Raw genomic sequence first — 12,312 nt, 5'->3', positions numbered from 1 at the left:
CCCCGGTCCCGTCCTCCTGGGCCGGCGCGCCCCGATCCGGGTCGGAGGCCCGGTCCGGCACTGGGGCGCCGCTCTCCAGTGCGGGGCCTCCCCCGCTGGCGGACGCGGCGCCGGAGACGGGGGCGCTGTCCGCGAAGCGCTCGACGAGGACGCCCCTGATCTCGGAGAACACCTCCTCGCGGGTGCCCACCGCGTCGATGACGACGATCCTGTCGGGCTCGGCGTCCGCCAAGCGCAGGTACTCGCGGCGCACACGCTCGTGGAAGTCCGCGGACTCGCGCTCCATCCGGTCGGGGGCGTCGGTGCGCCGGCCCGCCCCCACCTCGGGCGGCAAATCGAGCAGGAAAGTCGTGCGGGGGCTCAGCCCCTCCGTCGCCCACGCCGACATCGCGGCGATCTCGTCCACCCCGAGGCTGCGGGCGGCGCCCTGGTAGGCCAAGGAGGAGTCGATGTAGCGGTCGCCCAGGACCACGGCGCCCCTGGCCAGGGCGGGGCGCACGACAGTGGCGACGTGGTAGGCGCGGTCCGCCGCGTACAGCAGCGCCTCCGTGCGCGGATCGATGTCGTCGGGCCCGTTCTGAACCAGCCGCCGCAGCTCCGCCCCCAGGGGCGTCCCTCCGGGTTCGCAGGTCATCACCACTTCGAAGCCGCGCTCCTCGAACCATTCGCGGACGTTGCGGATCTGCGTGGTCTTGCCAGCGCCGTCAACACCCTCGAAGGTGATGAAGACTCCGCGCGGACTCATGGAACTCCCCTTGGTCAGATGCATGGGCTTATCTTCCCACGCCACCGGCCGAAACGCGTGAGCCGCGCAGGACGCGCCCACCCGGGGAGCGCCCGGCGGCTACTCGCCGCCGGCCCCCGTCCCCGGCGCCTTCTCCTTGGGCGCCGCCTTCTTCGCAGTGGCCTTCTTGGCCGTCTTCTTCGTCGCCGTCTTCTTGGCCGCCGTCTTCTTCGCGGCGGTCTTGCGGGTCCGCTTGGGCGCGGGCCCCTTGGCCCGCTTGTCGGCCAACAGCTCGTAGGCGCGCTCGGCGGTCAGGTCCTCGACCGTCTCCGCGCGGGGCACCGTCACATTCGTCTCGCCGTCCGTCACGTAGGGGCCGAAGCGCCCGTCCTTGACGGTGACCTTCTTGCCGGAGATCGGGTCCTCGCCGAACTCGCGCAGCGGCGGCCGGGCCACGCCTCGGCCCCGCGTTTTGGGCTGGGCGTAGACCGCCAGTGCCTCGTCGAGCGTGATCGTCAGGAGCTGGTCCTCGCTGGCCAGGGTGCGCGAGTCCGTCCCCTTCTTCAGGTAGGGGCCGTAGCGGCCGTTCTGCGCGGTGATCGCCTCGCCCGTGGCCGGATCGACCCCCACCTCGCGCGGCAGGGACAGCAGCTGGAGCGCCTCGGCCAGCGTCACAGTGGAGATGTCCATCGTCTTGAACAGGGAGGCGGTCCTGGGCTTGGCGGCGTTCTTCTTCGCCTTCGCGCCGACGTCCCCCTCGGGCTCGGGAAGGACCTCGGTGACGTAGGGGCCGTAGCGCCCGTCCTTCACGATGATCGTGTGGCCGCTGTCCGGGTCGACGCCCAGCTCGCGCCCGTCGTCGGCTGCGCGGGCGAAGAGCTGGTCCACCAGCTGGTCGTCCAACTCGTCGGGGGCCACCTCCGGCGGGACGTTCGCGCGGGCGCCGTCCGCCTTCTCCAAGTACGGCCCGTAGCGGCCCACGCGCAGGGTCACCCCGCGCCCCAGGTCGATCGAGTTCACGGCGCGCGCGTCGATGTCGTCCCCCAGGGAGGCCACGTCGTGCCGCAGGCCTCCGGTCTCGCCCGAGCCGTCGGGGCCGAAGAAGAAACCGGAGAGGAACTCCGCGCCGTTCTCCTCCCCCGCTGCGATGCGGTCCAGGTCCCCCTCCATGGAGGCCGTGAAGTCGTAGTCCACCAGGTTCGCCAGGTTCTCCTCGAGCAGGCGGGTCACGGAGAACGCCAGCCACGTGGGGACCAGGTATTGCCCGCGGTGCGTCACGTAGCCGCGGTCGCCGATCGTCTGGATGGTGGCCGCGTAGGTGGAGGGGCGCCCGATGCCGAGCTCCTCCATGGTCTTGACCAGCGTGGCCTCCGTGTAGCGCCCCGGGGGCTGCGTCTCGTGCCCGTCGGGCGTCGCCCGGGTGAGGGAGGCGGCGTCGCCCTCGGCGACGTCGGGCAGGGTCTTCTCCGAGTCGGAGTCCGCCTTCTCCGCGTCGTAGCGGCCCTGGTCGCGCCCCTCCTGGTAGGCGAGGCGGAAGCCCGGCGCGGTGATCACCGTGCCCGAGGCGGAGGACACCACGCCGTGGCGCTCGCCGTCGACGTCGATGCGCGTGAGCACGCGGATCGTCGCCGTGTACCCGCGCGCATCGGCCATCTGGGAGGCGACCGTGCGCTTCCAGATCAGGTCGTACAGGGCCAGCTGCTGCTTGGACAGGGACGAGGCCACCTCGCCCGGCGTGCGGAAGTGGTCCCCGGCGGGACGGATCGCCTCGTGGGCCTCCTGCGCGCCCTTCGACGCCGTCCCGTACGTGCGCGGGGCCTCGGCCACGGCCTCGGCTCCGTAGAGCTGGGTGGCCTGCTCGCGTGCGGCGTGGATGGCCTGCCCCGACAGCGCCGTGGAGTCGGTGCGCATGTACGTGATGTAGCCGGACTCGTAGAGGGACTGGGCGGTGCGCATGGTCGACGACGCGTTCCAGTGCAGTTTGCGCGAGGCCTCCTGCTGCAGGGTGGAGGTCGTGAATGGGGCGGCCGGGCGGCGCCGGTACGGCTTGCGGGTCACGGAGTCGACGACCGAGGCCGGGGCGTCAGTCAGCGCCTGCGCGTAGGAGCGGGCCGTGGCCTCGTCCAGGTGGAGGACGCCGGCCTTGACGGCTTTGGCGCTCAGCCCGCCCTTCTCGCTGAAGTCCGAGCCCGTCGCGATCGCCGCCCCGTCGACGGAGGCCACGCGGGCGCTGAAGGCCTGACCGGCGCAGGTGAAGGCGGTGTTGATCGACCAGTACTCGGCGCTCACGTGGGCCATGCGGTCCCGTTCCCTGGCGACCACGAGGCGCGTGGCCACCGACTGGACGCGGCCGGCCGACAGGGAGGGCCGGATCTTGCGCCACAGCAGGGGGGAGACCTCGTAGCCGTAGAGGCGGTCGAGGATGCGGCGCGTCTCCTGCGCGTCCACCAGGTCCGTGTCCAGGTCGCGCGTGTTGTCGAGGGCCCGCTGGATGGCCTCCTTCGTGATCTCGTGGAACACCATGCGCTTGACGGGGACCTTGGGCTTGAGGACCTGCAGCAGGTGCCAGGCAATGGCCTCCCCCTCGCGGTCCTCATCAGTGGCCAGGTAGAGCTCGTCGGCCTCCTTGAGGAGCCTGCGCAGTTCCGCGACCTTCTTCTTCTTGTCGGGGTTGACCATGTAGTAGGGCTTGAACCCGTCCTCGACGTTGACGGCGAAGCGCCCGTAGGGGCCCTTCTTCATGGTGTCGGGGAGTTCCTTGGGCTGGGGCAGGTCGCGGATGTGCCCGATGGAGGCCGTCACATGGTAGTCGGGGCCCAGGTAGCCCTCAATCGTCTGGGCTTTCGCGGGGGACTCCACGATCACCAGCTTGCTCGCCGCCATGCTCGTCCTTCCGTGCGCTCGGGGTGGGTGGTTGTGCGGGGTGGGTGGTTATGAGTGGCGCCCGCGGCTCGGTGGCCGCTGGGCGCTACGCAGACCTTACAACGCCCGTGAAGCATTTGTGTACTGTGACGTCCACCCTCCTCCCCCTCGGCGGCCCGGCCCGGGCCCGGGAGCGGGGCCCCGCCCCGCCTCCTTTCCGTATAATGATCACCAGACGACCGCCCCCTGCCCGGACGCCCTGCGGGCACGTTCCGAAGAATCGAGACCATGAGCTCCACCACCTCCATGAACCTGGTGGGCGTTGGCATCGCCATCGTCCTCATCGCCGCCGTCATCATCGGAGTGCTCTTGTGGCGCGCCCACCTCAAACGCAAGTTCGGGCCCCTGCCGCCGGTGCCCGACGACGTCAGGGCGGCGGGTGACGCGAAGGAATGGGCTTCCCTCAACCGGCACCACATGCCGGTGTGGACATCGGATCCCGCCCACTTCACCCCCGCCGCGCACCACCGCCTCATCGCGATCACCGCCCCCTACGCGTTGTGCCACCACGACCCGTGGGAGCTCCTCGACCTCTCCGATCCCGATGACAACCGCACCATGATCGAGCGCGACTGGGGGATCTCGTCGCGCGCCGAACTGATCGAGCAGTTGCACAGCCTGCTGACCGACGGGCACCGCTCCACCTTCGCGGCCGAACGCGACCGCTGGTCGGACCCGCAGCTGGCCGAGGCGGACGCGGCGAGGTTCCGCCTCGACGCCGCCACGTCGCAGCCGCACGCCGAGGCCCTGTGGCGCGTGGAGCGGATGCGCAACAACGAGCGGAACATCCGCAACATCGACTACACCGCGTGGGACCTCATCCGCGCCGCCATGCTCGCCCGCAACGGGGCGGCATTCGGTTGGCTGACTTCCGAGCAGGCGTGGGACACCCTCGCCCTCATCGACTGGGCGCTGCGCCAGCAGTACTCCAGTTGGGCGCAGCTGTGGGAGGCGTTCCACCTCACGCGGTGGTGGTGGATCTCCGAGGGCGGTGAGACCGAGCGGTGGAACGACCTCCACGACCGCAACCGCGGCCTCGCCCTGCTGAGCCCGGGCCGGCCCTGGGCGGTGGTCCCGTGGGACATGCCGGTGCCCGGCCCGCAGCTCTTGATCGTGGACGACATGATCGCCCTGGACGGGGCCGAGCCGATGGGCCCGCAGGCACGCGAGTACGCGACCGGTTGGGAGCGCTGGATCGACGACCAGATCCGCGCCCGCACGACGAAGAGGCCCGGGACCCACAGGTTCAACAACAAGCTCGACTGAGGATGGGGCACCGGTGCCGGTTCCCGCACCCAGGCGGGGCCACCAGCTCCAAGCGCAGGGACCGGCCGACAAGGGCTGGCGGCGGCGCTGCCCTCCTCCGCCCTCAGTGACCCATGGACCGCCAACCCGCCTCCGCACCGTTGCACTCGAAACGAGAAGCCCAAGAGCGCTATAACACTTGCGGCGTGGTATCGCTGTGAAACCACGGGCGCCACTGTGAAACCTGGGGCACCACTGTGAAACCAGGGGCGCCACTGTGAAAACGGAGCCCGCCGTGTCGGTATCGCTGTGAAAACGCGCCCCGATGGGCACCGGACCCTCGGACGGCCGGGTCACACTGGCGGTATCGCTGTGAGAACAGACCCGACAGACACCTTGTCGCAGAACGGCCGGAGGACTTGCCGGCGCTATCGCTGTGAGAACAGACCCAACAGTCACCTTGTCCTCTACCGCAGCCCCCTCCCAGGCGCGGCGGGGCGACCTAGACCGCGCAGAAGCGTCCTCTGCCACAGCCCAGTCAGGCACTCCGGATCGGTCAGATCGGGGAATACGCATTGGGGCACGAAAACACCCATTGGGACAGGTTATTAACCTGCCCCAATGATCCGTTTCCTACCCCAATGCCAGTCCATGCCCACCCCAATGCTGGTCCGCGCCTGCCCCAATGACCCGTTTCCTACCCCAATGCCGGCCCATGCCCACCCCAATGCGGGGCGCTGCTACCGCACCGGCTGACAACGGCCCCGACCCGCCACATCCTCGCCCCACCCACAAGACCCGGCCGACCACACTGCCCGGCCCACCACACCCCCGCCTCGTCGACTGTCCGAGATGCGCCCCACACCCCCGAACCACGTTCCCGCTTGCGCAAAGGCATCTCTCCTCCTATGGTTGTAATCAACTGATTACAACCATAGGAGGAGAGATGCGCATCCTAGCCATCCAGGGCAGCCCCGACCCGGAGAGTTTCTCCGCACAGCTGACCCGCGCCTACACAACGGCCGCGCGCGAACACGGCCACGACATCGAGACCATCGACCTGTCCGCGGAGGACTTCGACCCCGTGCTCCGCTACGGCTACCGGCGGCACATGGACGACGAGTCCGCCCCGAAGCGCTACCAGGAGATGATCCGCCGGGCCGACCACCTCACCTTCCTCTTCCCCATTTGGTGGTCCGCCGAGCCCGCGGTCCTCAAGGGCTTCCTCGACCGCGTCCTCACCCCCGGGTTCTCCTACAGCTACGACCCCAAACCCCATGGGCTCCTCAAGGGGAAGACCGCGTCCCTCATCGTCACCAGCCGTGCGCCCGCGGCGCTCTACCGCATCTACGGCGGACCGCTGTCGCGGTGGAAGCGCATGGTCCTGGCCTTCAACGGCATCCGCTCGAAGGGCGCCCTCATCCTGGGCAACATGGACACCCAGAAGGACACCCCCGAGCGGCGGGCGGCCTTCACCGCCCGGGTCCACGCCCACGCCCAGCACTGAGCCGCCCCGCCCCCCTCCCACTAGGATCCGCACCAGGACCCCCGCAGACCTGGAGACCACTATGCCGCCCCCCGCACCGAAGCGCCTCCCCGCGCCGCAACGGCGCCGCCTCATGCTCGAGGCGGCCGTCCACGTGTTCGGGGAGCACGGGTACGCGGGCGCCACGACCGACGCCATCGCCCGCGAGGCCGGGGTCTCCCAGGCCTACGTGGTGCGGACCTTCGGGTCGAAGGAGTCGCTGTACTCCGAGGCGGCCGCCTACACCTTCGACGCCGTGCGCGAGGCGTTCCGCTCGGCGCCCGTCCCTCCCGGCGCCTCGTCGGAGCAGATCCGGTGCGCGCTGGGGGACGCCTACCTGGAACTCGTCGCCGACCGCTCCAAGCTCCTCATGAAGATGAGCCTCTACACGATGGGCGCCCACCCGGTTTTCGGACCGCTCGCCAGGGAGGGCTTCGACTCGATCTACCGCGTCCTGCGCCACGAGCGCGGACTCGCGGCGGACAAGGCAGCCCTCTTCCTCGCGCGGGGCATGCTCATCAACACCGTCCTCGGACTGAGGCTGTGGGAGGGGGAAGGGCGGGAGAACGCCTCGGAACTGCTGTCCTTCCTGTTGGACGAGGACGCGGAGCACGTCCTCGCGGCCGCCGCTGCCCCCCGACCGGAACTGTAGCGCCCGGGACCGGGCGGCGCTGCGCGCCCCGAGGGCGCAGGACGTACAATGGGGCGTCAGTCCTGGTACGCGAACCGCACAGTCCAGTGGGAAGTCTGGACGATGCCCCGCATCCGTCGCTGCCCCGAGCAGAATCCAGCGTCATCAGGTCCACTTCGGTGCGCCTGGAGACACATGATGAAGACGGAGTCCACACTGTATTTCGACGGCCGGTTCTGGGTCGTCGTCATCGAGCGCCACGAGGAGGGCCGTGTCCGAGCGGTTCGGATCGTGTTCGGCGCACGGCCCTCGGACGCGGAACTGTACGAGTTCCTGCTCGCCCACGCCAGCGCGCTCACGCGCCGCCTCGACGAGGCCGCGGCCGTCCCCGTCGGCCCCGAGCGCCAGCCGAAGCGGCCCAATCCCAAGCGCGCGCAGCGCCAGGCGTCCCGCTTCGCCCGCCAGGCGCGCCCATCGACTGCTTCGCAAGCGGCGATCCGCGCGGACCGCGAGCGCTCGGCGCAGCGCCGGGCCGCAGGCGCCAAGCAGAAGAAGCGGGAGGCGGCGGATGAGAGACGCCGACTCGAGCGCGAGAAAGCGAAAGCTCGCCACCGCGGCCACTGACGGCCGCCCCCGGCCGCAGCGCCCCACTCACGCGCCGTCCGCGCCCGACGATTCCGCCAGGACGCGCGCCCGGCGCCGCGAGGTCATGGCCGCCCCCCTTGTACCCTCTGTTCCGCGCGGCCGTGGCGCGGCAGAGGGGCCCACGCCTCGAACCCGCTTCCACCAGCTCTGTTCCGCGCGGCCGTGGCGCGGTAGCATTCCCCTGCACCCCGCCGGGGACTCCACTCGCACCACGTCATTCCACAGGAGAGAGCAATATGAGCTACGACTACATCCTCCACGTTTCAGATGTCGCCCGCTGGCCCGCGGCGCTGTCGAACCTCGGCAACCTCACGCAACTCGGCCTGGCGAAGGGGATCGCCGTCATCGTCAACGGCACGGGCGTCTACGCGCTCCAGGGCGCGAACGACTGGACCGCGCAAATGGAGGCGGCGGCCCGCGCTGGCGTGGACTTCTTCGCCTGCGCCAGGTCGCTGGCCAACCACGAGTTCGTCGAGGGCACGCTGCCCGAGTGGCTGGGGCAAGTGCCCGCCGCCATCCCCGCGATCCGCGAGTGGACGAAGGACGGGGCCACGTACATCAAGTCGTGACGCCCTGGAATCCCAGGATTCTCACGGCTTCTTCAACCCGTTCCCCAAGGTTTGCCCCCTAGAGTCGATGCTGTCAGACAGAGAAGGCGGGAAAGCCCGCTGAGGCGGACGGAGGAACCGTTTGGAAGCACCAGGAGCGCATTGACACCGCGGGAGCACCGCCCGAGACAGACGAAGGAGTCATTTGGAAGCAGCTCACCCATGTTCACGGGGCGGGGAGGAGGCCAGCACGGTCCCCTCCCCGCCCTTCCCTGTGTAGATTCACGCACAACACCCTCATGAGGACGATGACCCACTCCGGGGCGCGCTACACCGAAGTCCTCGACCAAGCCGTCAGCGGCCGCAAGGGAATCAGGAAGCCCGAGTCCCTCGCACAACGGGTTCGCTGGATTCCGGCCCAGACGCATCGACAGCCGCCACCGCCTCGTCCACTGGATCGCCAGTGACGCGCAATCCGTCCACGGCGTCTCCTGCCACTACCACTACGGCGCATAGTGGCGCCGTCGGCCCAGACGCAGAGGCATGGGTGAGGCCCAACCCCCGGACGGCTCCCGTCGTCGTTCCTGTAGGTGCCGCCGCCAGAGGCAGGGGGAAGGCCGCAACCCCGGGCAGCCCCCAGCGCTCCCAGCTGACACTGGTCCAAAATGCGTCTGAGTCCACCCAAAATCGGGGAAAACAGCCCAAAACCGTCACACTCAGACGCATTTTGGAACACTCCGCCCCGCTGCCGTAGAAAAACTCCGGAACTCAGACGCATTCTGGAACACTGCGCGTCCTGTTCCCGGTATGATCGGTGCATGGCCTCCTGACATGACGCCCCGCCTCCCCTCCCCCTCCTCCCATAGGTGCGCCATGTCCACGGTCCTCTTCTCCCACGTCTCCTTCTCCTACGGAGCGACGCCCGTCCTCGGCAATGTCTCCTTCGCATGCGGGCCCGGCGACCGCTTGGCCGTCGTCGGCCCGAACGGGGTCGGCAAGTCGACGCTGCTCGCCCTGGCGGCCGGCCTGCTCGAGCCGGACTCCGGAACGGTCAGCGCCCCGCCTGTCCCTCCGGCCGCGGCGTTCCTGACGGCACTGCCGCCCGCAGCGGCTCCTCCGCCCACAGCGGCCCCACCGTCGGCAGCACCCCCTCCGCCCTCGCCGACGGGGTCCACGCCGCTCCCCCCGTCCGCAGAGGCGCACGGGGCGCGCACCGTCGCGCGCTCCATCGAGGCCGCGACCTCCGGCACCCGCGCACTGGCGGCGCGCTTCGACGCCCTCACCGAGCGCCTCGCCCAGGGCGCCTCCCCGCGCGACGAGGCGGAGTACGACCGCGTCCTGGCTGCGATGACCGCGCGGGACGCGTGGACCATCGACGCGCGCCTCGACCAGACCCTGGAGGCCCTCGGCCTGGGCGGCGTCGACCGCTCCCGCGCCCTCGCCTCCCTCTCCCCGGGGCAGCGCGCCCGCCTGCGCCTGGCCCTCGTCCTCGTCGAGCGCCCGGACGCCCTCGTCCTGGACGAGCCCACGAACCACCTGGACGCTAACGGGCGCGAGCACCTGGCGCGCGCCATCGACGACTGGCAGGGGCCGGTCCTCATGACCAGCCACGACCGGGCCTTCATCGAGCGCACGGCGACGGCGCTGCTCGACCTGGATCCGGCGCCGTGGCGGGCGCTCGCGGTCGCCGACGGGGAGCCCGCGGACTTCGGGGCGTACCGGGTGGGCGGGTCCTACTCGGACTACCTGCGCGACAAGGCGGCCGCGCGCTCGCGGCACGCCGCCGTCCACGCGGAGCAGCAGGCCGTGAAACGGCGGCTCGCGGCGCACCGGCGGGACTCGGCGGTGGTCGGGCACGCGCGCTTCAAGCCCCGCACGGAGACGAGGATGGCGCAGAAGTACTACGCCGACCGCGCCCAGGCCGTCTCGACGCGGCGCATCAACGACGACTCCCGGAGGCTGGCCGCCCTGGAGGCCCGCGAAGTCCGCAAGCCCCGTTACGACGAGGCGGTGTTCGCCTTCCCCCGCCCGTCAGGGTCCACCGCCGACGGGCCGCCGCCGCTCGCGCGCTCGGGGGGCATCGCGCTGTCCGTCCGCAGCGCGTCGGTGGAGGGCCGCCTCGCGTCGACCTCCTTCGAGGTGCGCCACGGCGAGCACCTGCTCATCACCGGCCCCAACGGGTCGGGCAAGACCACCCTGCTGGAGTGGATCGCGCGCGGAGCCCCCGTCGGGGCGCACGGACGCGTCGACACCGCCCCCGGGGCCGTCCTCGTGCCCCAGGAACCACCCCGGCCCGGCGACCCCCTGGTCCCCGAGGACGCGTGGCGCCTGGGCGTCGGAGAGGCCGGAAGGGGGTTCGTTCCCCCGGCCCTGTGGAACAGGCCGCTCGGCGGGCTCTCCGCGGGGAACCAGCGCAGGGCGCAGCTGGCGTGGGCGGCGCGCGCCGCCCCCCGCGTCCTCGTGATCGACGAGCCCACGAACTACCTGGACCTGGACGCGCTGGAGTCCCTCGAGGAGTCTCTGCGGCAGTGGGGAGGCACCCTGGTGGCCTCCACGCACGACGAGTGGTTGATCGCCAAGTGGTGGGGCCGCCTCCACCGGCTGGAGGGGGCGCATGGGCGCTGAGTCCGTCCGCGGCCCCGTGGGCGGGCCCGCGGACGCCTGGGGCGGGTCTTGCAGGACGCGCAGCGCCGTGGCAAGGGCACTGGCGGCCGGCCCCGGCTCCCGTCGGCCAGCCCCGCGGACCGGGACCCGCGGGCAGCCCGTCAGAAGGTGAGGAACCCCCACCGGATGAGTTCGGCCAGCGGCGCCCGCGCCTCTTCCCACACGTCGTCGGCCTCGCGGTCGGTCAGGGCCGCCACCGCGGCGACGATCTGGCCGACGGTGAGAGCGCCGTCGGACGCCCCCACGACGGCCGAGACCGCGGGGGAGACGGGGACGGACCGCCCCAGGCCTGCGCCCTGGTGGAGGACGAGCAGACAGGGGTCGGGCGAGCCGGGCACGTAATGCCTCTCCTCGCGCACGTCCGGGGCGCGCGTGAGCACCAGGTCCCAGGTCCGCGGGGCGCGAAGCGAGCGCAGCGCCCAGGCCACGTCCACTCCGCGCGGGGCACGCCCCTCCAGGGCGAGGTCGAAGGCCGCCCTGCCGCCCCCGGGGAGCCACTGACCGCCCCCGGCGCCCTGGTCGGGACCGCCCGGCGCCCGCTCCCCCTCCCCGGGCTCCGGGCGCCTCACGGCGAGGAATCCCATTCCGATGGCGCCGACCCCCGCAGCTGTGAAATCCCGGAGCCACGCGGCGTAACCGCGTTCGAACGCTTCATGGGACATGCGGTGGCCGCCCGAGTCCCGGATCCACATCTCCGCGTACTGCGCGGGGTCGAGCGCGTCGCGCTGGACGACCCACGCGTCGACCCCCAGCCCCGACAACCAGTCCTCTACGCGCGGGGACCAGTGCCCATCGGGGTCGGCACCCGCGGGGATCTCCCAGTTCGCCAGTATCTGCAGCGTGCCCCCGGGGGCGAGGTGGTCGGGCGCGGACCGGATGAGGGCGCCCACCAGCTCGTCGCGCTGCATACCGCCGTCGCGGTACTCGTGGAAGCCCGCGCCCGCGCGCACGGTGTCCGGGGTGATGACGAAGGGAGGGTTGGACACGATGAGGTCGAAGGACTCCCCCGACACCGGTTCGAACAGGGAGCCGACGCGCACGTCGATCGGCGCGCCGTTGAGCGCCGCGTTGAACTGGGTGAGCGCCCCGGCCCTGGCCGAAAGGTCGGTGGCGACGACGCGCCCGCAGTGGGTCGCCAGGTACAGGGCCTGGGTGCCGCAGCCGCACCCCAGGTCGAGGGCGGAGCCGACGCGCTCGCGGATCGTCTGCCCGAGCAGGCTGAGGGACGCCCCGCCGATGCCGAGCACGTGGTCCTCGTCCAGGGGCCGTCCCGTCACGTCCTCTCCGAGGTCCGAGGCGACCCACCACTGGTGCTCGCGCTGGGCGCCCGGGTCGTCGGGGTCGGGCAGGGAGGCGGAGTGGGGCCGCAGGTCGAAGAGGGCGGCGAGGCGCGGGGGCGCGCCCTCCT

9 protein-coding genes and 1 pseudogene are annotated in these 12,312 nt (G+C 71.4%); 7 read left to right on the top strand and 3 right to left on the bottom strand.

Going from position 1 to position 12,312, the window contains the following annotated elements; genetic code table 11:
* A partial coding sequence (tmk, locus tag BH719_RS07830; RefSeq protein ID WP_083808192.1) for a dTMP kinase occupies positions 1-745 on the bottom strand: 745 nt, incomplete at its 3' end.
* Between the two features lie 99 nt (positions 746-844).
* On the bottom strand, positions 845-3,607 hold the full coding sequence (topA, locus tag BH719_RS07825; RefSeq protein ID WP_009744288.1) for a type I DNA topoisomerase: 2,763 nt from the start codon (positions 3,605-3,607) through the stop codon (positions 845-847).
* Positions 3,608-3,874: 267 nt separating this feature from the next.
* Between topA and BH719_RS07820 the strand changes: the two genes are divergently transcribed.
* The 7 genes and pseudogenes from BH719_RS07820 to BH719_RS07795 all read left to right on the top strand — a co-directional run bounded on the left by BH719_RS07820 (position 3,875) and on the right by BH719_RS07795 (position 10,865).
* Positions 3,875-4,912: a DUF1266 domain-containing protein gene (locus BH719_RS07820; RefSeq protein ID WP_009744287.1), complete on the top strand. Its 1,038-nt coding sequence runs from the start codon at positions 3,875-3,877 to the stop codon at positions 4,910-4,912.
* A 925-nt stretch (positions 4,913-5,837) separates the two neighbouring features.
* Positions 5,838-6,398 carry an NAD(P)H-dependent oxidoreductase gene (locus tag BH719_RS07815; RefSeq protein ID WP_009744286.1) on the top strand — a complete coding sequence of 187 codons (561 nt, stop codon included), beginning with the start codon at positions 5,838-5,840 and terminating at the stop codon, positions 6,396-6,398.
* Positions 6,399-6,459: 61 nt separating this feature from the next.
* A complete protein-coding gene (locus tag BH719_RS07810) occupies positions 6,460-7,068 on the top strand; it encodes a TetR/AcrR family transcriptional regulator (protein WP_009744285.1) in 609 nt (202 codons plus the stop codon).
* A 174-nt stretch (positions 7,069-7,242) separates the two neighbouring features.
* Positions 7,243-7,671 (top strand): YjdF family protein, encoded by a 429-nt coding sequence (locus BH719_RS07805; RefSeq protein WP_009744284.1) that lies wholly within the window; start codon positions 7,243-7,245, stop codon positions 7,669-7,671.
* Positions 7,672-7,928: 257 nt separating this feature from the next.
* Positions 7,929-8,261 (top strand): DsrE family protein, encoded by a 333-nt coding sequence (locus BH719_RS07800; RefSeq protein WP_009744283.1) that lies wholly within the window; start codon positions 7,929-7,931, stop codon positions 8,259-8,261.
* Positions 8,262-8,624: 363 nt separating this feature from the next.
* Positions 8,625-8,756 (top strand): annotated as a pseudogene (locus BH719_RS10360) (Txe/YoeB family addiction module toxin); the annotation flags it as partial.
* Positions 8,757-9,113: 357 nt separating this feature from the next.
* Entirely contained in the window at positions 9,114-10,865 is a 1,752-nt protein-coding gene (locus tag BH719_RS07795; RefSeq protein WP_009744282.1) for an ATP-binding cassette domain-containing protein, read from the top strand.
* A 140-nt stretch (positions 10,866-11,005) separates the two neighbouring features.
* Here BH719_RS07795 and BH719_RS07790 read toward each other — a convergent pair.
* Positions 11,006-12,312, bottom strand: a 1,307-nt coding sequence (locus BH719_RS07790; protein WP_009744281.1) for a methyltransferase, incomplete at its 5' end; no start/stop codon positions are given.

Source organism: Pauljensenia hongkongensis, assembly GCF_001746855.1.
GTDB lineage: Bacteria > Actinomycetota > Actinomycetes > Actinomycetales > Actinomycetaceae > Pauljensenia > Pauljensenia hongkongensis.
The sequence above is the reverse complement of the archived record's forward strand: the minus strand, read 5'-3'. Positions and strand labels throughout refer to the sequence as shown.